Origin of the sequence: Paenibacillus sp. NPDC056722, from assembly GCF_042790635.1 — a bacterium.
Taxonomy (GTDB): domain Bacteria; phylum Bacillota; class Bacilli; order Paenibacillales; family Paenibacillaceae; genus Paenibacillus_AQ; species Paenibacillus_AQ agri.
This window is the reverse complement of record NZ_JBHTYV010000005.1, coordinates 361,857-381,409: the sequence shown is the minus strand read 5'-3', so window position 1 is coordinate 381,409 and position 19,553 is coordinate 361,857. Positions and strand designations below refer to the sequence as shown.

Here is a 19,553-nt window from a genome sequence, read left to right as displayed (position 1 = left end):
AGTCGTTTATACTTTAACAGTGTTGATAGCCATGTCTTCTGTGTATTCAGTGACTGGATTACCACCAGGGCCTTCGAATTTGCGGCCCCAGCCGGTCAGAACAGAAAAGATGAGGACAACGAACAGACATAATGGATAAAAGGAGGTCAAGAATAAGGAGACCGGATTGATTTCCGGTATAAAGCTGTATTCTGTTCTTAAGGAGCCAATAATTGAAGTTACAATAAAGATAAAGGCGCTTAGGAAGGGGATAACTGCTGCAATGGTCATCGAGAAGCAATCCACAAGAACAGCACGCCGGAATGGATGGAGATTTTTACGTTTTCCAATCTCATCTGCAACTGGACCAAAGGTAAGGATCGAAGCACTCGTCACCCCGCCTACCAGAGCTGTAGCAATGATTGTGCCTCCCGCTATGGCCAACTCTGCACCCTGTACGCTTTTAGCCATACGGCTTTTGCAAATATAGCTAGCGATCCTGTCCATGGTTGAGCTCGCTATGAGTATACCCATTATTCCGAAGAGCGACAGAACGAACAGTACCGTGCTGACCATATTGTTAAAACCTTCAAACAGGAACCCTTTCACAGCACCGTCCTTTAAGGAGAAGACATCTGTCCACGTAAATACTCCGGAAATCAAACCAACGACTATACCTACTGCGATCCCAACCGGAATAGCTTTGAATATATCTCTTGTCTTCACTGCCACAATAAGCAAAGCAACTACCGGAATCAACATAATAAGGCCTTTAGGAGTCGCATTCCCCAGTGTAGCTACACCGGTCGTGATTACCTTGTTGCTGGAGCCGAATACATAGAAGAAGATGCAAGCAAGAATACTTCCGGCTAAAGCAAATTTGAACCGGGTGGTCACCACGCCGGCGATTTCCGCCGTTCCTTCCTTACGGGTATAGGCTTGTGTAGAAGCTGAGGCTACAGTGGTATCTGAGATTGGCGCAATGTTATCCCCGAATATAGCACCGGATAAAATAGCGCTGGCCAATACTACTGGATCAGCTCCCAGCAATATTCCGGAGGCGAAGAATACAGGAAAAGCTGTGAACAGTGTTCCGATCGATGTTCCTGTCGAAGCAGAAATGATACATACCGAGATAAAAGTGAATAAGGTGAACGCACCACCGTGCAAACCTAACATATTAGCAAGCCATGCAAACCCTTCGGCCACACCACTCTTAGCCATCAGCTTGGAGAACATCCCGATCACAAGCAGAACGGTCGCAATCGTAATGGCCATTGGGCTACCGATGCCTTTTAGGATAACAGCGTTCCAGTACTTTTTATAATCTTTGGAAAATGCTCCGCCGATGATGATGGAAAGAAACGCGCACATGGCTAGTCCCGTCATATCGAAAACCTTAAATACGGTAAAGAACAGGATACAGAATACCAGGAAAAGCGCTATTGGAATGAATGCCATTGACTTTCCGCCTCTGAATTCTAAAGTAGTGTTATCCATGAGCCGCTACCCCCTTGTCGATGTCCAATTGAATTAATGCTTGTTTTATACGTTCCAGTGCCGCGTAGAGGACATTATCGTCTTTATAGCAGCCATGAACGATACGAATGTATCCTTCGCCCCCTACACCGTATGGTGTACCTTCATTAACTACAACGTTGGCATGATCAATTAGATATTTGCTAATTTCGGCGGAAGTCCCTAATTTTGAAATATTCACCCAAGAGAGAAATCCGCTCTCCGGCATGGCCATAGACACGCCTGGAATGGAATTCATGATTTCATAGACAGCTTTCCGTCTACGGTCAAAGATAGCATTGTATTCTTTCACAAAGCTGCGGTCCTTCATTGCCGCTATGGCTCCTATTTGTGCAGAAGTATTCGTCGCTCCGATTACATTCACAGTACAGCCGTACAATACGTCGATAATTTTGTCATCTGCAACCAGATAGCCTACTCTGAAGCCGCTTAGTCCCATCCCTTTAGAAATTGAAAATACGCTGATCGTTCGCTCCCACATTCCAGGCAATGTTGCTATTGAGACAAACTCAATGTCATCATAGATTGCATCCTCGAATGCCTGGTCTACAACCAGCACCAAATCATGCTCAATGACAAACTTGGCAATTTTCTCAAGGCTGTCGCGTCTTAATACAGTACTTGTAGGATTGTTCGGGTTCGTCAGAAGAACCATTTTTGTTTGCGGAGAAACTCTTTTCTCGAATTCCTCAATCTCAATTTGGTAGTTATTCTCTTCTTTTAGGGGGACGGGAACTGCAATGCCGCCCAGCAGCTTTGGATTAAGGAAATTACTTGGATAGCTGGGAGCAGGAATAAGTACTTCGTCACCCTCTCCGATGAAGGGCATCATCGCAAACATTAAACCGGAGTCTGAACCCGGTGTAATTAGAATATTCCGGTCTGGATCGACACTCATATGGTTATCTTCCTGTAATTTGACGGCTATCGCCTGTTTAAGGTCGCTATTACCGATGGGCATTGTGTAATGGGTAGCCATTCCTTTATCAATGGAATCTATGACAGATTGTTTTACATTCTGCGGAATCACAAGGTCAGGGAAAAAGGGGTCCGCCCAACACATTAGATCAACGCCTCTTTTCATCAGATCCGATACGGCATTTCCTACATCTGCCTTGTGCACACTGGCAAATAGTCCCCCTTGTAAGTCTTTGAAACCCTCACGCATGTTATTTTTGATATCCATCTTACGCTCCCACCCATCGATTTGTAATTTCATGTAACATTACATGACTCAATCCGTTTTATGTGTCATGTTTCGTTTCATGTGTTGTTAGTCAAAATCATAACCACTTGATAAAAAAATGTCAACATGATAAATTATTATTATCATAAAATTTAAGCTATTTTTAGGAGGTGCCATTTTGGCAGCAAATACACCGATTGAGGTACTAGAAGGAATTAATAGATTATTTCCGACAGGTGACCTGGACAAGCTACTGACGTTGTATGATCCTGAAGCTGTATTTGTGGCCCAGCCAGGTGTTGTCGTAAAGGGATGGAATGCTGTCCGTGAAGGACTTAGTCAAATGATAGAACTCAATCTTGAGTTTGAGCTGACGCCTAAGAAGGTGCTGGAATTTGAAGATACGGCACTTGTCATTTCGAAGTGGACTATGAAGGACCCATTAAGCGGTGAGGTCCGGGTTCAAGGTCAGTCCTCTGATGTCGTTCGCCGTCAGCCGGATGGTACGTGGGTATTAATTATTGATAATCCTCATGGTTTGGAATGGGCATTGCAGGCATAAAGCTGGCCCCTCCCATGGAGGGACATTGGATAAAGGAGAGGTTTTTTTGTCACCCGATGAAATTATTAACTCATATAAACCTATGGTGGAGTTTATCGCGAGTATTTGCGGGAAGAATTGTGAGGTTATTTTACATGATCTTCGTCAACTCGAAAGCTCTATTGTAGCCATTAGCAACAATCATATTACTGAAAGACAGGTTGGAGGAACGATAACCGATTTTGCTCTTCAGATTATTCATGACAAGGAATATGAAACCAAGGCGTTTATTGCCAACTACCCCGGAAAAGTTACAGGTAAAGATCAAATGCTGCGTTCGTCCACCTTCTTTATCAAGGATGAGGATAAGAATGTGATTGCTATGTTATGTGTAAATGTCGATACTACGGCGCTGAAGCAAGCCCAAATGCTAATCAAGGATCTATTAATGGAACCGGAAGAGCAAGAAGATCCTGCCGGGCCGGGAAAAGAATTGTTCACGAACTCCATGGAAGAATTGCTACATAATTTTATTACGGAAGCAATTCATAAATACAAACTGGAGGTCTCCCGTTTGATGATTGATGAGAAGAAAGAAATCGTAAAGGATCTTAATGATAAAGGAGTCTTTCTATTAAAGGGAGCTGTCTCCGAGGTGGCCCAACGACTCGAAACTTCAGATCAGACGATCTATCGCTATCTCAAAGAACTCTAATTGACTCTAACTACTAAAGGAGATTTTTTTCATGAAAACACAAGTGAGCACTCCGCATGCCCCTCAAGCTATTGGGCCCTACTCACAAGCTGTCTTGGCTGGAGATTTCCTATTTGTTTCCGGGCAAATCCCGCTTGATCCGCAGACGGGTCTGATGGTTAGCGGCGGAATTACAACACAGACCCATCGCGTACTGGATAATCTCAAGGCAGTGCTCGAAGCAGCTGCTTTAAGTCTGGAAGAGGTCGTAAAAACCACGATTTTCCTTAGCAGTATGGATGATTTTGCAACGGTTAACGAGATTTATGGTAGTTATTTCACAGGTGAAATTCTACCGGCACGGGCGGCTGTCCAAATCGCCAAATTACCCAAAGACGCACTTGTTGAAATTGAATGTATCGCATACAAGGGAGGGACAAGTCTCCCTCTGTTAAGTGGGGGGAATTGAAATGGCGGAGAACAATAAAATGATCTCCTGTGATCTCGAAACAGGGCTGTGTTCTGAGCATGAAGACGAACAAGATTACGAGATGGTCAAGGTCGAGCTAGCACCCGTACGGAGATTCAGAGTTATCTATTATACCGATCCGATCTGTTCTGCTTGCTGGGCGCTGGAGCCGTATATCCGTAAGCTAGAGGAGGAATATGCCCCCCTGCTGACGATTGAATACCGGATGGGCGGGCTGCTGCCGGGATGGGAGCATTTCTCCGATGGAGGTAATGGCATTTCCAAGCCATCTGATGTGGCTCATCATTGGGAAGAAATTGCCGAACAGTCCGGCATGTCTATGGACGGTGACGTTTGGCTGGAGGATCCGCTTCATTCCTCTTACCCGCCTTCAATCGCATTCAAAGCGGCCCAGCTGCAAGGGAAGGAACAGGCGGACGCTTACTTGAGACGTCTTCGGGAGATGGTGTTCCTGGAGAAGGTCAACATTGCCAAGGAAGAAGCTCTTATCCAGGCGTCCATTGATGTCGGTTTAGATACGGAACGATTCAAACGCAGTTATCATGATCCTGCAACGGCAGAGCTGTTCTATCAAGAGATTGAAGAGGGTGCGGAATTAGGGGTTAGAGGTTTCCCGACGATTCTCATCGTTGATGAAGAAGGACAAGGTGCCAGAGTATCCGGCTATCGTCCTTATCAACATTATGTTGAAGCGCTGAACAAGGTGGCCAAAGACGCTTTGCAACCGAATCAAAAGGTATATACAGCTAAACAATTGCTGCAGAAATACAATTTCCTGGGCACTGAGGAAATCCGTATCATGCTTGATGCTTCGAGAGAAGAGACTTTGGCTGAATTGCAGCGTTTGGAGCAAGCAGGGCTAGTCGAGTGCGTTCCTGTGAAATTCGGATTTTTCTGGAGAAATGTAAATTAAATTTTCTTAGATTGTCAGCCTCATTGAGCGACCGGATGTTAAAAGTCCGGAACGCCAATGGGGCTTTTTCGTGTTGCATCTCCAGTTTTAGAAGAGCGGATTGGTTATTTAAGAAACTCCGAATTACTTAAGGAGTGTAAGTGTCACCTCTATCGAATTATCAATAAATGATCGTTCTGGACGAGACTTCAACATTACGGTTAGCCCAATTAACGATATGATTAGCGCCTGTGATACAGCCTTCGCATTTAACCCGCTTTCGAGCTCGCCTGATTGTATGCCTCGTTCAATGGTTTCTTGAAATATGACCGCTAGGTACATTTGATGTTCCCTTGTAAGAATTTCGAATTTCTCATCATGAGGTGCAAGTTCGACCATTGTATTGATGCAAAAGCATCCTTTTCGAGGGCTTTCTGCATACTCATCATCGACCACACTTTCAAAAAAAGTATGAAATGCTTCTTTTACAGATGGATTGCTTTGAAGTCTGGTTCGGATAAGAGAAGCACGGGACTTCGTGTATTTGCGTAGCGCGGCTTCGAACAATTCTTCTTTGCCTCCAAAAGCTGAGTATATACTGGGTCGTTGAATTCCCATTCTGGAAGTTAAATCGCTTAATGAGGTAGCTTCATATCCCTTCTCCCAAAATAGTTGCATAGCTGCATCTAATACTTTTTCTTCGTCAAATTCGCGGATTCGTCCCATAATCAATACCTCTCGTTAATCTTGTTTTTTTATTACTCAATGATTCAAGTCATATGCAACGACTAGTGGCCTTTATATACGTACCGAATAGTACGTTATTATTTTATAATTATCCGTTTATAATGTCAAATACAGGTCGGATTAATAAGATGTTTTCACAATATCTCTTGACAATTCTCGTTTTTTGCATTTATATTAACTAGCAAATAACATACCGATTAGTATGATATTTATTGATATTTAAAGTTCATGAAAATAGGGCATACATATCAACCTGCTTGAAAAGAACCGGAATAATGTTGACAGAAAGAGCTATGGGATAGGAGAGATTGATCATGGAGATAGGTATTACTTCGTTTGTAGAAACAAAGCCGGACACTCAGACTGGTGAAGTGATGAGCCACGCACAGCGATTGCGTGAAGTTGTGGAGGAAATTGTCCTTGCTGATCAAGTGGGACTTGATGTGTTTGGCGTAGGTGAGCATCATCGGAAGGATTATGCGGCATCTTCACCAGCACTTGTGCTGTCTGCGGCTGCATCACAGACGAAGCGGATTCGGCTGACCAGTGCAGTGACGGTGCTCTCTTCAGTTGATCCGGTGCGCGTTTTTCAGGATTTTGCTACGCTGGATGGCATTTCAAATGGACGTGCGGAGATTATAGCGGGCCGGGGTTCCTTTATTGAATCTTTTCCGCTGTTTGGTTATGACTTGAATGACTATGATGAGCTTTTTGAAGAACATTTGGAATTGCTTCTTAAAATACGGGAGTCCGAAAAAGTAACCTGGAAGGGCGGGCATCGGCCGGCGATTAACCATTTGGGCGTGTATCCGCGGCCCGTTCAGAATTCTTTGCCGATATGGATTGGCAGTGGGGGCAGACAGGAGTCTGCTATCCGTGCAGGTCTGTTAGGACTGCCGCTGATGCTGGCGATCATTGGTGGAAAACCGACGGATTTTGCACCGCTCGTGCAGCTTTATAAGATGGCAGCAGCGCACGCTGGTCATGACGAATCACGGCTTAAGGTTGGGGCGCACTCGATAGGATTTGTTGGAGAGAATACTGAACGAGCTGCAGATACTTTTTTTCCTTCTACCATGGCAGGTATGAACAGATTAGGCAAGGAGCGGGGCTGGGGGCATTATGATCGTTCCAGCTACGATGCCGCGCGCAGCTTTGAAGGTGCACTGTATGTCGGCGATCCCGAGACAGTTGCCCAGAAGATCATTCACCTTCGCAAAAATGTAGGCGTTACACGCTTTATGCTATATGTTCCTTTAAGCACGATGCCGCATGCAGAAGTGATGAGAGCCATTGAGCTGTTGGGAACAGAAGTAGCACCCCGAGTCCGGGAGGAAATAACCAAATGGGAAGTTGAGACGGAGAAAAGATCATAATTCAATTATAGGAGTGGTTCGAATGGATTTTGAAAGTCGGGTATTGCCAGAATTAAGGTCGGTATTAGCAGAATTTCCTGGTTTTCAACTGGAGGAAAATTTAGAACTAAGCAGAAGCTATTTAACGGGTCCTCCCATTGAGAAATCGGAGCACGTACACACGACAAGCCGGATGATTCCGAGTATAGCGGGTGAGATGTTGGTCAAAATCTACGAACCTGCCCAGCGAACTGGCGCCAAGCTTCCGGCCTTGCTATGGATTCACGGGGGAGGCTACGTAATGGGGCATCCTGATATGGACGACGCTTTGTGCGAACGTTTCGTGCAGGCGGCTAAATGCGTTGTCGTATCAGTCGATTATCGACTTGCTCCCGAGCACCCCTACCCCGCTGCTATCGATGACTGTTATACCGCCTTGACGTGGATGACGGACGAAGCTGAACTGCTGGGCATCGACTTGGATCGAGTCGCAATTGCTGGTGCAAGCGGGGGCGGCGGTCTGACCGCAGCGCTTGCTTTAATGGCTCGCGACAAAGGCGGTCCGGCCCTCATCTTCCAAATGCCGCTGTACCCGATGATTGACGACCGGAATATTACGGCGTCAAGTCATGAAATTACGGCCGATAACGCAACGTGGAATCGAACAAACAATTTGACGGCCTGGAACATGTACCAGGGCAATCGTACTGAAGACAGCGGGTTGTCCCCATATGCGGTGCCGTCGAGAGCGGAAAGCTTGGCGGGGCTGCCACCGACCTATACGTGCGTAGGACAACTCGATCTGTTCCGGGATGAGACGATCGAATATGTGACACGCCTTGCTCAAGCGGGTGTAGACGTCGAATTTCACCTTTATCCCGGTACCTTCCACAGCTTTGAAGTGATGGTTCCGCAAGCGGAAGTAAGCCAGCGCGTCAGCAATAGTTATGTAGAAGCGCTGGCAAGAGCGCTTCATCCTTAAATAAAAAATTATAGAGAGAATAAACACGATACAACAAAGTTGGAATCACTACACGGGCTGTCCATAGGAATCACTCCAACTGAAGGAATCTCTAAACGAACGAAAAGCATCCTGTTTCACTATAAAAAGTGTGACGGATGCTTTTCGTTCGTGGTCCGGTTATGCGGCTGATTAGTATTTTTGTTTGAGGATCAACGGGGATTTAGCTTCACCTGCGAGCCTTTGCCGCCGGTCTGGATGCCGGTATCCTTTACTCCGGCCTCTTTCAGATCCGCCACTAGTCGTTCTATCACAGTCTTGGCGGCCGCAGCTTCTTTTGCGCCGGAGGCCTTTACGACCAACTGTACCGGCTTGCCGGATCGCAGATGCTTATCGGCTTGGCGTAGCTTGGTGTCGTAATCATGCTCTTCAATATGAGCGGTGAAGCGCAGCTCTTTAACCTTCTCCTTGCTGCCCTTCCCGGCAGCTCGTCCGGCATCACCCTTGCGTGCCGCTGACGATTCCTTCTGCGCGGCCGCTTTGGCTTTTCCTTTTGCCATCAGGCTGCAAGGGGGAGGGCTGCTCATGAGCGAGGTACACACCAGGTCCGCCCCGGCTGAGCGGGCCATAGCCAGCGCCTCCTTTGTGGAGACAATGCCAAGCTTCTCACCTCGAAGTCCAGTGAGATCGACCTCTGATGCCCTTATTTGTTCATTAATGAATACTGCCATGTGAATGAAACCTCCTATAGATAACAATGTAAATCGATCAAATCGTACATTTAAGTTAATCCTTTAGCTTATCCCCACGATCCGGTATGACAAAGGACACCGTGGTTCCTTCTTCAGGTCTGCTGTGAATATACAACCCTTGCCCATATAATTGCGTCAGACGCCGGTTCGTATTGGACAGTCCGATGCCACCTTTACCTTTCAGAGTTGGACTTAACAGCGCATCAGCCTTGTCTTGCTCCATCCCTTTGCCATTATCACTCACTGCCACAAGTGTGGAGCGATCCAGATGGGCAATCCGGATATGAAGTGTCCCCCCTACATTCCGGCTAAGCAGACCATGCTTGACCGCATTCTCCACCAGTGGCTGTATGGAGAGCGGAGGCACCTGTAGACCGCTGATATCCGACTCAACTTCCCATTCAATAGTCAGTCTGTCTGAAAAACGTTCTTTCTCAATATGCAGATAGGCCTTAACCAGATCCAGTTCGTGGGAGAGTTCGACCAGTTCGCCTGTATTAAGAAAATCAAAGCTAATCCGCAAAAAGGATGTAAAAGCACCAACAAGATGCTGCATTTTCTCCGTATCGAGATCGCCCAGTGCCATAATCGAATTCAGCGTATTGAATAGAAAATGCGGATGAATCTGGGCTTGCAGATAAGCGGCTTCTATGCGCAAACGTTCATTGATAGATTGCTTTAGTTCCGTGAGTGCTCTAATCCGGTACCTCAGCTCAACCGCGTCTACTGGCTTGGTAACATAATCGTTAGCACCGGACAAGAATCCAGTGTAGATATCGGCCGGTTGACTACGTGCGGTCAACAGTAGCACCGGAAGCTCCGATAAGGAGTAATGCTCCCGTACTTTTTGTGTCAACTCGTAGCCGGACATGTGCGGCATCATCACATCGGCAATCAGCAGATCCCATTGTTCCTTGTCCAACAGTTCCAGCACCTCGCGTGCTGAATTTGCCGTGGTAATGGTATAGGGCTCTGTTGAAAGAATTCCCATGAGTACATTCAGATTCACGGGATCGTCATCCACTGCCAGAATGTTAACTTTCTTCTTTGTCAGCAGCGGCGGAATCTGCATAGGAACCTCTAACCCGCTCCATTCATTTTCCGGAAAAATCCACTCTGCTAATTGCTCCTTAGCCGCATCCGTAATCGGATAAAGAGCCGCGGCAGGTGTTACCGCCTGCTGATTGAATGAATCCGCAAGAGGCAGATCAAAGCTGAACACGGAGCCTTTGCTAATCTTGGAGCGAACACTTAATGTGCCTCCGTGCAATTCTACCAGCTGCTTACATATGCTCAGGCCAAGCCCGATCCCTCTTCCATCGCTAATCCCATGAGCGCCTTGCTCATACGGAAGGAATATCCGTGCCTGGGTCTCCTTGTTCATGCCCACACCCGTATCCGAGATATGGATTAGCGCCCGCCCATTCTGCACTTCTGTTGAAATGGAGATCATGCCTTCCTCAGTGTATTTGAGGGCATTGTGAAGCAGATTATATAGCACTTGCACCAATCTTTTCTCATCGGCGAGAACGGGAGGTGTGGTGTCTGGAAGATTCATGGTCAACTGCACCGGCTTGCCTTCAATCATAAATTTAAGCATACCAATTACGCCAGGAACCACGGATTGGATCTGTAAAGGTTCCTGGTGCAGGGTAATGCGATGCTCTTGAAGACGAGCGACATCCAGCAGATCGCCAAGCATATGAGACATACGGCGGCTGATGGTGATCAGCAGTTCCATATCTTTGCGGCTACTTTCGTACAGCTTCTCATTTTCTTTGGTCACCACGTTCTGTGCGATGTTCATAATGCCGTGTAGTGGTGTTCGCAGCTCGTGTGAAGTATTAGCGAGAAATTGATCCTTTAACTTGTCTGCTTTCTTGAGCTGTTCGTTGAGCTGGGCATTCTCCTTGGCATTCTGAAAGTATTTCTTGAACCAATAGGCAGAGAAGCCCACGATCGCGGCCACGATATCTATCGGATAGTAGACGAGTACGGAGCCCCATACGTTCCAGAGCAGATTAGAAATAATACCGGCTGCTGATAGCAGCATGAAGACAACATCCTTGTCCTTCTGCTTCCTGAAAAGCATAATCCCCATGATATAGATGAGCCAGATAAATGGTGAGAAAAGAAAGAAGTTATGCACGCCTAAGTGGGTGGACTCACTTACCCATGGAGCTGGTGATACCAGCAAGAATGCTGTGTATAACGAAATTGCAGCGGTGAACACGTATACCAATTTGTTGTTCGTAGGTGCAGCAATGAACTTCCTGAACACAAGCATGATAAAAAAGAGCTGCCACATGGAAGCGATCAATCGGATCTTTAAGGCCCATGTGTAATTGAAAGGCGTTAATAGGTATAGCACGCTGTCATTACGGAACAGAATGATCACTGCTACGGATAGCGTCATTAACCCAACAAGAAGCAAGACCCGCTCTTCAGGACTAAATAAGTAGAGAATAAAGACATACAAGACATGCAGCAGCAAGATGATCACTGTAAGAGCTTGAAACCCCATAGAAATAAAGCGTAAGCTGTCCACTTTGTCCTGACTGCCAAAGAAAACCGGGCCTTCTATGCCGCCCTTGTAAGGATGATCAAAGTTCGCTGCACGAATAAGCACTTCAATTTCTGTCGTGCCTTCTGCAAAATAGGGGGCTGCATAAGAGTTTGTTCTGGGCTTGTACGCCTTATCCGATATAGAAAGGTCACCGGCACCGGCCGAATTCACCCCGTTGATTTCCACAGCGGATGAGGTTTGAATTTGTTTGATCCACAAAGAGACAGGCTGACGCAGCGGATCAACCAGAATACGAAGTTGATAGGTTCCGTAACCATAAGAAGAACCCTGGCTATTCGCCAGCGCCTCGCTCCAGTCTCCCGGGACCTTAAGCGTATGTGATTGATTTTGTAGTGCTGCAATATCCTTGTGGTAGATGAACTTGGAAGGGTAGAACTTCCATTCACCGTTCAGCTTGAAAAGGTCCGCCTTCTCGAGGTCTTGGCCGCGCAGATCCAGTACGCCATTAACCACAGGAGGAGAATCGGATGTCGTAAAAATGCTGAGCCATGCTATCCGAAAACCAAACAAAACGGTGATAAACAATAGAATCGTAGCTATATTTTTCAGAACGGTATTATTTCTCATGTACATCATTATAACAAGAATTCGATATAGCGGACCTATTTCCCCAAACGATTATGCGAACTACTGGTGAAAAAAGTCTGGGCGTGACTCCCGCCCCACTCTGGTAGAATAGTGTAAATACCAACATTGAAAAATTTGCTGCATTATTACAAACTATAATCTGGAGGCGGAGACCATGCAAAATGATCTTTTGACGCAACTAGCCCTTTGGCATGAAGAGAATGAGCATCAGCGAATTGTGGACACTATTATGGAGATTCCTGCGTTGGAGCGGGATCCTCAGCTGATCAGTCAGCTGGCTAGAGCTTTGAACAACCTTGAACGTTACGCGGAGGCGCTTGAGTGGAGCCGCGGTGAGCTGTCCCCGGAATCGTTGATTCTCTCGGATTTCTGGGATGATAGCGACTATGCTCTGAAGGAATATGTGTCCGAGCCGCCGACCGATGAGTTGATTGCGTCTGTGGAAGAAGAGTTGGGCTATAAGCTGCCTGCTGCTTATATTGAGATGATGAAGCAGCATAATGGAGGCATCCCCCGCAACGCATGTTTTCCGACAGAGGTGACGGAATCTTGGGGAGCAGAATACATCTCAATCTCAGGGATTCTAGGCATTGGGCGGGAGAAAAGCTACTCGCTGGGTGGTGAATTTGGCAGCCGATTCATGATTGAGGACTGGGGCTACCCTGAGATTGGTGTGGTTTTTTGTGACTGCCCTTCGGCAGGCCATGATGTTGTCATGCTGGATTACCGAAAATGCGGCAAAGATGGTGAACCGGAAGTGATCCACGTGGATCAGGAGGGCGATTATGCTATCACTTATCTGGCACCGAGCTTCGAGGCTTTTATCCGTGGCCTGGTGAATGATGATGTTTACGATACTTCTGAAGCGGACAAAGAGGAAGCATTACGAAGAGTATCGCACGGCAAATTCTCGACCCTTCTGACAGAACTATGCGGCAACGTGAATGAGACAGAGGACATTGAGGGTCAAATCCGTGTGGTCTGCACCAGGGTTGTCGAGGACAAAGGTCATTTTTCATTCCATGCCGATGAATTATCTATATTGATGTACGATGTGCAGTTCTGGCTGTACACCAAGACTTATCCGAATACGAGCCAAGAGGAATATCTGCAAGTCTATGATAAAATGATTGCCTTTGGCGGCGAGTTCGGCCAGAACGGCTATGCTCCCGGATGGATTACGGACTGGCTGGATCAGAGAATCCAGCAAGGCATGATCACCGAGCGCAGCGGAGCTCTATCCTTCACAGAGCAAGCTATTGAGGACGTGTTGAGCAGGCTCAGGTCAGCAGCAGTTCATTAGGAAGCGGCAACCTTCGCAGAGGAGAACATGCCTGAGTTAGTGGACACGCTACGCTTCGACCCGGAGGCGGATATGTTCTGCATGTACTCCAGCAATAGAGCTGCTGTGCAGAGCTTCGCGGCCGGGTTCAAGGCAGCCTGTGAGGGCGAAGAACGGATTAATGATTTATTATCCCGTGCCGAGATGGACTGAAATCAACGTCCTCCAAAAATTCGATGATCTCCCCGTTGGGACTATGAATGACCGCGTTTTTCACGATAAGGGGTGGTTCACCAAGTGAGAGAATTCCCGGTTCTACATAAGCCTTTGCGCCGTGAGCAAGGGCTTTTTGATAGATAGCCTCCACATCTTCCACATAGAATGCAAAATGCAGTAGTGCGCCATAAGCGATCTCTTCTTCGGAGGTTGCTTTTTTGCCTTGGGCGGGTATGACGGCTTCGTTGTCAAAAATCTCGATGCATGTTCGTTGATCCGGAGAGATCAGCATGGCTGCTTGTTTGAGTTGAAAGGCAGGCAGACTCCAATGATGCCCCACTTGGAACCCCAGCACCTCTGTGTAAAAAGCAATAGTTGCTGTATAATCCTTGGCTTGAATAGCTACATGGGCAAGTCCTTTAATGCTCATTCATCATCACTCCAATTCATAAGATGTGTTAGATTATAGTAAATTGGAGATGTAGAATACATATGGAAAATAAGTATTTTATCGTATAAAGATCACTGAATATAAGGTATTGTAGCTGAAAAGGTTTATTTTCAAAAATCCGACCTGGAGGTCCTCCTATTGGAACACATCATTGACGAAGTTGATAGAAAAATCATGCAGCTGCTACAGCACAATGCGAGAATGCCCATTTCGCAAATCAGCAAAGAGGTATCGATGTCCCAACCGTCTGTGAAAGAAAGAATTGTGAAGCTGGAAGAGAGAAATATTATCTCAGGGTATACGGCGTCTTTTGAATTGCGTGAGCTGAACCGCGGTACGACTACATTTATTCTTTTGAAGACAGAGCATTGCCAGGAGCTTGTGGATTATTGCACCGGAGCCAGGGAAGTGACCGATCTGTTTCGTATCAGCGGAGAATATAACTACTTGTTGAAGGTTCAGACTGCATCGGTGGAAGAGCTGGCTGAGTTTCAAGATGCACTGCTCAGGCTTGGACCCTCCAAGTCGCATATCAGTCTGAAAAATATTTTAGAGAACCGAATCATGCTTTAACTGGATCTGACAGGGCTTGATTCTCCGCTCGTTGAAGATGGATGAGAGTATTTCTAAACTTCTCCAATAAAAATAGTGAGTTTATCTTCCGAAACTGCAGCCATTGGCTGATGTTTTTTGATATTATGAAGCTAAGGTACAAGGACATTTAGCACAGGAGTCGCACACAAATATGAAGTTCAATCTCTATCTTTCTGAAATTTTAATAACTGCAACGGTGTGTTCTTTGGTTCTGGTCTATCTTTCCTGGAGAAGAAGGCAGCTTCCGATAGCAAAAAGTTATGGACTTGGTGTGCTTGCGGGTGCCTTTTATACCTTTGGATATGCTTTTGAACTTATCAGTGACGATCTGAAGGATATCCTCTTCTGGCTCAAATTCGAGTATATCGGGATCCCTTTTGCTCCGACACTATGGATGATAATGGTACTGCAGTATACGGGACGACAAGCATACATACGTAAATGGACTGTTGCTATACTCATGATTGTTCCTGTCTGCACTCTCGCTGCCGTTCATACGAACGATTGGCACCACTTATTCTATAGGAGTGTGTCGTTAGATTTTTCTGAGGGTGTTCCCCTAATCCATTTGAATCACGGCCCCCTGTTCTATCTCCATGTTGTGTACTCCTTCTTTTTTTTCTTCTTAGGCATGGGTTTACTACTTCATATGTGCTTCATAGCTCCGTCCCGAATGAAGAAGCAAATTATTTTTATGATGATTGGCTCTTGTGGGCCATTTGGGTTCTCACTGATGTATGTTACCGGGGTTCTAAAAACCTCCATAGATGTATCCCCATTCGGCTTCTTAATCTCTGGAGTATTCTATTTGCTCGGTATTTATCAATTCAATATGCTCAGGCTCTCTCCCCTTGCACATCAGAAGGTATTTGACTCTATACAGGATGCGGTTATTGTCTTTGATCTGGATCATAATATTTCTGAATACAATCGTTCAGCGAGTCGGATGATCGAGGGTCTTCACAACAGAAACGCTATTGGCCAGCCTGCGGCGACATTCTTCTCCTCTTATCCGGTACTCCTTAACACCATTTTGCAAGAGCCTCTCTCGGAGAACAGGGTATTATCCGGTGACCACGGCAATGAACGGGTGTATCAGGCGCAAATGCTATACATTTACGACAATCGCTCCAGACCAACGGGTAAAATGCTTTTGCTCCGTGATACGACTGATGCTGTACGTTCCGAAGAGAGACTGATCAACAATGCCAAGCAATTGCAGGAGCTTAATACATTCAAGGATGAACTCTTCAGTGTAGTAGCCCACGACATTCGTGATCCGCTGGCGATCCTCCTGAATTTAATGGAGATCCTGGAAGAGGAACTGCCAGCCGGTGGTGAGGGCCACGAGGAGATTGTTCTTGAAATGGGTCAGCAATTGCGCAAAACACTCACCTTAGCAGAGAATCTGCTGGGCTGGTTCCGGAAACACCAAGGTGGCATGATCCGGAGCCCAGACACCCACGATTTGTTCGATGCCATACAGATGAGTCTACATCTTCTGCAGATTCGCAGTGAGGGCAAAGGAATTGTTATGGTGTCTGAGGTTCCCCCAGATACTTGGGTCTACGCGGACAAGGAAATGCTGAATTTAATCGTTCGCAATTTGCTCTCCAACGCTGTTAAATTTACGGATACCGGAGGTAGCATTAAGGTGCGGGCTGAACATTCGGACGGGAAAATGATTGTAGCAATAAGCGACACGGGCGTTGGGGTACGGGAGGATCTGGCCCAAACCTTATTACAATCAGATTATTCAGCTTCTACGGCAGGTACAGCCGGAGAACAAGGCATCGGTTTAGGGCTTGCGATCTGCAGAGAATTTGTTCGATTAAACGGAGGGGAAATCTGGTTTGATAGTAATCCCGCCCAAGGAAGCACATTCTATTTCACCATTCCGCTTCCTCCGGGAGTTTCGAATATAGGTTCAAATATCAAATATAGCTGTTGATTTGTACGAAAGGAGGATTGCTGAATGAAGATCGTACTCATCGATGATGAAAAAGCGATGCACTTAATTATGAAGCGAATGTTGAACAAAATCGGTGAGATGGAAGTTGTGGGAGCCTTCCTGAATACAGCTGCGGCCGAAGTGTATTTAAACGACCATGATGTGGACATCGTCTTTATGGACATCCATATGCCGCAAGAGAGTGGCCTCATGTTCGCTCAGCGGTTAAGAGATAGGGGCAGTAAGATCAAGCTCGTGTTTGTGACATCGCATACCGAATATGCTTTGTCTGCTTTTGACGTCTTTGCCTACGATTATATCGTGAAGCCTGTTGCACTGGAGCGGATACAGCGAACGGTTCAAAGAGCCTTGGCTGAGGCCAAGCGGGAGCAGGGGCCAGCAGAATTGCCGGCAAATCCTTCGGTTCATGTAAAGATCAATTGTCTGGGCCGAATGGAGATCAAGGGTGCACAGAACACTATGCTTAAATGGAAGACTAGTAAAAGTGCAGAATTGTGCGGATACTTACTATTGCATCATGGCAGTCTGGTCTCCCGCTCTAAGCTGATCGAGGATATCTTCAAGGAGATGCCGCTCAAGAACGCAGAGACCTATTTGAACACTACCGCTTATCAACTACGCAAGCTACTTGGCGAGAATGGACTAAGGGACTGTCTGTATTCAGATGGCAATCATTATGCTTTGAATCTGTCCTCAGCTGATGTCGATCTGTTCCGGTTTGAAGAAGGTTGTAAGCAGATGATGGTTATAGACGAGTCGAATCTCGAGCAGGCGTTTGCGCTGGAGCGGCTCTATGTGGGTGATTTGTTCGGAAGTTATGGCTACCCTTGGGCTTTAAGTGAGATTGAGCGCTATTCACTGATGTATGTTCAGTTTACTCAACGCTTATGCAGAGCATTGTTGTCTCGGGGTGATTTCTTGACGGCTATTCCCATTCTCAATAGGCTGGCTACCCACAATGAATTGGATGAAGAGACCGTTAAGCTTCATTTGCAGGCCCTCGCTTTGCAGAAAAATAAAGAGGGCTTGACCCGCCGGTTCTCTAACTTCACGGAGCTACTATTGCGAGAGGTGGGGGCTACTCCCTCGCCAGAAATGGTACTGCTATATGAGCAGTTGCTGTCGCCATTGGAATCATTGCATTCGTTTTATAGTGAAATATAGGTTTATGTGATCACAGAACTGGAGGGTATTTATGAAAGCATTGATTTTTGAGCATTTTGGCGGGCCAGAGGTACTGCGGTATGCAGATATTCCTGATCCGGAGCTGGAGCCAGGGACGGTATGGGTTAGAATGAAGGCGATTGGATTAAACTTCGCTGACATTTATCGCAGACGGGGCGATTACCACTTGGCTGGTCAGGCACCCTACATTTTAGGGTACGAAGGTGCAGGCATTGTGGAGCGGGTTGCGGAGGATGTGAAGACGGTGGAGGTTGGGGACAGGGTTGCTTTTGCCGATGTCCCTTATGCGAATGCCGAACTGGTCAAGGTGGGAATCGATCATATCATTCCATTGCCGGACGACATCACTTTCGAGCAATCAGCCGCATTGCTGCTGCAAGGCCTGACGGCGCATTATCTGGTGAATGACAGCTATTCGGTTCAGCCAGGCGACGAGATTGTGATTCATGCGGCAGCAGGCGGAGTGGGGCAGCTTCTGACGCAGCTGGCTAAGGCCAAGGGTGCCAGAGTTCTCGGCTTGACCTCTTCTCCTGCGAAGCGTGAAGCTGCGCTCTCTGCGGGTGCAGACGAAGTGCTGCTGTACGACAGTGATTGGGCGAACGCGGCGATCCGTTGGTCCAACGACGGCCAAGGTGTGAACGCAGTCTATGATTCAGTAGGTTCCACCTTAATGGATAGCTTCAAGGCGACGAAGATCAAAGGTTCAGTTGTATTCTACGGAATGGCCGGCGGCAATCCGCCCCACATCGACCCCCGTATGCTTATGGACACTTCCAAAACCTTGACCGGAGGCGACCTGTGGAACCATATCGTTACACATAGCAACCGGGTCGAGCGTTCAGAGCAGCTTTTTGAAGCGATCAGACAGGGACATCTAAAGATGGAGGAACCGAAGTCGTTCCCGCTCCGGGAGGGTGCTGAGGCACATCGGTTGTTAGAGAGCAGAAGCAGCACGGGAAAGATTTTGTTAATTCCTTAAACAGAATAAGCGAGTATCATTCCTCTTCATTCAACTTTGGCCCTCGCATTAGCGAACCGATGAATCCCGAAGTCCGGGTAACCGGAGGTGAGAATGCTGTCTCGCAAGGGATAAAGGTTGTCCGTGAAGCGCAGCTCGGCTCCCGTGGCTAGAATTCGGTCTACTAGATGATCCATAGCTTCTACTCGAAGAGGTTCTAGGGTGCGCGGCGAAGTATAATATCCTGCGGTTCGGTCAAACAGCTCAAAGCCTTGCCGTGGGAAAACGTATCTGTACAGCGTGGTGTTCTTTATGGCCGTATACCAGCGGCTTTCAACCGTGATAATGGTTGTGGCCGTAGTGTCTGCGAAAAGGTTGCCAGCCTGGGCATCAGTTGCAGCCGCCGTTTTTCGCAGGACAATTCTGGGGCAGTCTCTGGGAAAATAGTAACTCACCTCATGCTCTTGATCAATCGCCCAGACGAGTGGCGGCATTCCCTGGATGTTTTGTTTCTCTTTAGGGACAAACCTCTTAATGTCAGACTCTTCGCTAAAATGATAAAGATACATTCGGCACCTCTTCCT

19 protein-coding genes are annotated in these 19,553 nt (G+C 46.8%); 12 read left to right on the top strand and 7 right to left on the bottom strand.

Annotated features, from left to right (window positions below; all coding sequences use genetic code 11):
- Positions 1 to 6 precede the first annotated feature (6 nt).
- Both ACFRAM_RS15655 and ACFRAM_RS15650 read right to left on the bottom strand, forming a co-directional pair.
- A complete protein-coding gene (locus ACFRAM_RS15655; protein ID WP_379466619.1) occupies positions 7 to 1,479 on the bottom strand; it encodes a Na+/H+ antiporter NhaC family protein in 1,473 nt (490 codons plus the stop codon).
- Positions 1,472 to 2,704, bottom strand: coding sequence for a pyridoxal phosphate-dependent aminotransferase (locus ACFRAM_RS15650; RefSeq protein ID WP_379466618.1), 1,233 nt, complete (start codon positions 2,702 to 2,704; stop codon positions 1,472 to 1,474). The genes ACFRAM_RS15655 and ACFRAM_RS15650 overlap by 8 nt, the downstream gene beginning before the upstream one ends.
- A 178-nt stretch (positions 2,705 to 2,882) precedes the next feature.
- On the opposite strand from ACFRAM_RS15650, the gene ACFRAM_RS15645 reads away from it, so the two are divergent.
- The 4 genes from ACFRAM_RS15645 to ACFRAM_RS15630 are packed head-to-tail and all read left to right on the top strand — an operon-like array spanning position 2,883 to position 5,342.
- On the top strand, positions 2,883 to 3,266 hold the full coding sequence (locus ACFRAM_RS15645; RefSeq protein WP_379466617.1) for a YybH family protein: 384 nt from the start codon (positions 2,883 to 2,885) through the stop codon (positions 3,264 to 3,266).
- A 46-nt stretch (positions 3,267 to 3,312) separates the two neighbouring features.
- Positions 3,313 to 3,960, top strand: coding sequence for a helix-turn-helix transcriptional regulator (locus ACFRAM_RS15640; RefSeq protein WP_066378122.1), 648 nt, complete (start codon positions 3,313 to 3,315; stop codon positions 3,958 to 3,960).
- A gap of 31 nt (positions 3,961 to 3,991) precedes the next feature.
- The gene (locus tag ACFRAM_RS15635) at positions 3,992 to 4,408 is read left to right on the top strand and encodes a RidA family protein (RefSeq protein ID WP_379466616.1); all 417 of its coding nucleotides are present in this window, start codon (positions 3,992 to 3,994) and stop codon (positions 4,406 to 4,408) included.
- Position 4,409: 1 nt separating this feature from the next.
- Positions 4,410 to 5,342 carry a DsbA family protein gene (locus tag ACFRAM_RS15630; RefSeq protein WP_379466615.1) on the top strand — a complete coding sequence of 311 codons (933 nt, stop codon included), beginning with the start codon at positions 4,410 to 4,412 and terminating at the stop codon, positions 5,340 to 5,342.
- A 123-nt stretch (positions 5,343 to 5,465) separates the two neighbouring features.
- On the opposite strand, the gene ACFRAM_RS15625 is transcribed toward ACFRAM_RS15630, so the two are convergent.
- Positions 5,466 to 6,047: a TetR/AcrR family transcriptional regulator gene (locus ACFRAM_RS15625; RefSeq protein WP_379466614.1), complete on the bottom strand. Its 582-nt coding sequence runs from the start codon at positions 6,045 to 6,047 to the stop codon at positions 5,466 to 5,468.
- Between the two features lie 335 nt (positions 6,048 to 6,382).
- On the opposite strand from ACFRAM_RS15625, the gene ACFRAM_RS15620 reads away from it, so the two are divergent.
- Together ACFRAM_RS15620 and ACFRAM_RS15615 are read left to right on the top strand one after the other, a co-directional pair.
- Positions 6,383 to 7,444, top strand: coding sequence for an LLM class flavin-dependent oxidoreductase (locus ACFRAM_RS15620; RefSeq protein WP_175373427.1), 1,062 nt, complete (start codon positions 6,383 to 6,385; stop codon positions 7,442 to 7,444).
- A 22-nt stretch (positions 7,445 to 7,466) separates the two neighbouring features.
- The gene (locus tag ACFRAM_RS15615; protein ID WP_379466613.1) at positions 7,467 to 8,405 is read left to right on the top strand and encodes an alpha/beta hydrolase; all 939 of its coding nucleotides are present in this window, start codon (positions 7,467 to 7,469) and stop codon (positions 8,403 to 8,405) included.
- A 191-nt stretch (positions 8,406 to 8,596) separates the two neighbouring features.
- Here the strand turns inward: ACFRAM_RS15615 and infC are convergent, their stop codons facing one another.
- Together infC and ACFRAM_RS15605 are read right to left on the bottom strand one after the other, a co-directional pair.
- A complete protein-coding gene (gene infC, locus ACFRAM_RS15610; RefSeq protein ID WP_379466612.1) occupies positions 8,597 to 9,115 on the bottom strand; it encodes a translation initiation factor IF-3 in 519 nt (172 codons plus the stop codon).
- A 55-nt stretch (positions 9,116 to 9,170) separates the two neighbouring features.
- Positions 9,171 to 12,290: a hybrid sensor histidine kinase/response regulator gene (locus ACFRAM_RS15605; RefSeq protein ID WP_379466611.1), complete on the bottom strand. Its 3,120-nt coding sequence runs from the start codon at positions 12,288 to 12,290 to the stop codon at positions 9,171 to 9,173.
- A 175-nt stretch (positions 12,291 to 12,465) separates the two neighbouring features.
- On the opposite strand from ACFRAM_RS15605, the gene ACFRAM_RS15600 reads away from it, so the two are divergent.
- Both ACFRAM_RS15600 and ACFRAM_RS15595 read left to right on the top strand, forming a co-directional pair.
- Complete coding sequence (locus tag ACFRAM_RS15600) at positions 12,466 to 13,614, top strand: SMI1/KNR4 family protein (protein ID WP_379466610.1); 1,149 nt, start codon at positions 12,466 to 12,468, stop codon at positions 13,612 to 13,614.
- Positions 13,615 to 13,641: 27 nt separating this feature from the next.
- Positions 13,642 to 13,806 (top strand): Imm51 family immunity protein, encoded by a 165-nt coding sequence (locus ACFRAM_RS15595; RefSeq protein WP_379466609.1) that lies wholly within the window; start codon positions 13,642 to 13,644, stop codon positions 13,804 to 13,806.
- Here ACFRAM_RS15595 and ACFRAM_RS15590 read toward each other — a convergent pair.
- Positions 13,772 to 14,239, bottom strand: a complete 468-nt coding sequence (locus ACFRAM_RS15590; protein ID WP_379466608.1) for a VOC family protein — start codon at positions 14,237 to 14,239, stop codon at positions 13,772 to 13,774. The genes ACFRAM_RS15595 and ACFRAM_RS15590 overlap by 35 nt on opposite strands.
- 159 nt (positions 14,240 to 14,398) lie before the next feature.
- Here ACFRAM_RS15590 and ACFRAM_RS15585 point away from each other — a divergent pair, with 159 nt between their 5' ends.
- The 4 genes from ACFRAM_RS15585 (at position 14,399) to ACFRAM_RS15570 (ending at position 18,990) form a co-directional block, all read left to right on the top strand.
- Positions 14,399 to 14,833, top strand: a complete 435-nt coding sequence (locus ACFRAM_RS15585) for an Lrp/AsnC family transcriptional regulator (RefSeq protein WP_379466607.1) — start codon at positions 14,399 to 14,401, stop codon at positions 14,831 to 14,833.
- A gap of 172 nt (positions 14,834 to 15,005) precedes the next feature.
- A complete protein-coding gene (locus ACFRAM_RS15580) occupies positions 15,006 to 16,805 on the top strand; it encodes a sensor histidine kinase (RefSeq protein ID WP_379466606.1) in 1,800 nt (599 codons plus the stop codon).
- Between the two features lie 24 nt (positions 16,806 to 16,829).
- The gene (locus tag ACFRAM_RS15575; protein WP_379466605.1) at positions 16,830 to 17,990 is read left to right on the top strand and encodes a response regulator; all 1,161 of its coding nucleotides are present in this window, start codon (positions 16,830 to 16,832) and stop codon (positions 17,988 to 17,990) included.
- Positions 17,991 to 18,021: 31 nt separating this feature from the next.
- Positions 18,022 to 18,990: a quinone oxidoreductase family protein gene (locus ACFRAM_RS15570; protein ID WP_379466604.1), complete on the top strand. Its 969-nt coding sequence runs from the start codon at positions 18,022 to 18,024 to the stop codon at positions 18,988 to 18,990.
- A gap of 26 nt (positions 18,991 to 19,016) precedes the next feature.
- Here the strand turns inward: ACFRAM_RS15570 and ACFRAM_RS15565 are convergent, their stop codons facing one another.
- Positions 19,017 to 19,538, bottom strand: a complete 522-nt coding sequence (locus ACFRAM_RS15565; protein WP_379466603.1) for a DUF6886 family protein — start codon at positions 19,536 to 19,538, stop codon at positions 19,017 to 19,019.
- Positions 19,539 to 19,553 lie beyond the last annotated feature (15 nt).

What these genes read in the sequence shown, in the direction of transcription:
- ACFRAM_RS15655 (WP_379466619.1), bottom strand. Translation starts at nt 1,479, where the DNA reads ATGGATAACACTACTTTAGAATTCAGAGGCGGAAAGTCAATGGCATTC.
- ACFRAM_RS15650 (WP_379466618.1), bottom strand. Translation starts at nt 2,704, where the DNA reads ATGGATATCAAAAATAACATGCGTGAGGGTTTCAAAGACTTACAAGGG.
- ACFRAM_RS15635 (WP_379466616.1), top strand. Translation starts at nt 3,992, where the DNA reads ATGAAAACACAAGTGAGCACTCCGCATGCCCCTCAAGCTATTGGGCCC.
- ACFRAM_RS15630 (WP_379466615.1), top strand. Translation starts at nt 4,410, where the DNA reads ATGGCGGAGAACAATAAAATGATCTCCTGTGATCTCGAAACAGGGCTG.
- ACFRAM_RS15625 (WP_379466614.1), bottom strand. Translation starts at nt 6,047, where the DNA reads ATGGGACGAATCCGCGAATTTGACGAAGAAAAAGTATTAGATGCAGCT.
- ACFRAM_RS15620 (WP_175373427.1), top strand. Translation starts at nt 6,383, where the DNA reads ATGGAGATAGGTATTACTTCGTTTGTAGAAACAAAGCCGGACACTCAG.
- ACFRAM_RS15615 (WP_379466613.1), top strand. Translation starts at nt 7,467, where the DNA reads ATGGATTTTGAAAGTCGGGTATTGCCAGAATTAAGGTCGGTATTAGCA.
- infC (WP_379466612.1), bottom strand. Translation starts at nt 9,115, where the DNA reads ATGGCAGTATTCATTAATGAACAAATAAGGGCATCAGAGGTCGATCTC.
- ACFRAM_RS15605 (WP_379466611.1), bottom strand. Translation starts at nt 12,290, where the DNA reads ATGAGAAATAATACCGTTCTGAAAAATATAGCTACGATTCTATTGTTT.
- ACFRAM_RS15600 (WP_379466610.1), top strand. Translation starts at nt 12,466, where the DNA reads ATGCAAAATGATCTTTTGACGCAACTAGCCCTTTGGCATGAAGAGAAT.
- ACFRAM_RS15595 (WP_379466609.1), top strand. Translation starts at nt 13,642, where the DNA reads ATGCCTGAGTTAGTGGACACGCTACGCTTCGACCCGGAGGCGGATATG.
- ACFRAM_RS15590 (WP_379466608.1), bottom strand. Translation starts at nt 14,239, where the DNA reads ATGAGCATTAAAGGACTTGCCCATGTAGCTATTCAAGCCAAGGATTAT.
- ACFRAM_RS15580 (WP_379466606.1), top strand. Translation starts at nt 15,006, where the DNA reads ATGAAGTTCAATCTCTATCTTTCTGAAATTTTAATAACTGCAACGGTG.
- ACFRAM_RS15575 (WP_379466605.1), top strand. Translation starts at nt 16,830, where the DNA reads ATGAAGATCGTACTCATCGATGATGAAAAAGCGATGCACTTAATTATG.
- ACFRAM_RS15570 (WP_379466604.1), top strand. Translation starts at nt 18,022, where the DNA reads ATGAAAGCATTGATTTTTGAGCATTTTGGCGGGCCAGAGGTACTGCGG.
- ACFRAM_RS15565 (WP_379466603.1), bottom strand. Translation starts at nt 19,538, where the DNA reads ATGTATCTTTATCATTTTAGCGAAGAGTCTGACATTAAGAGGTTTGTC.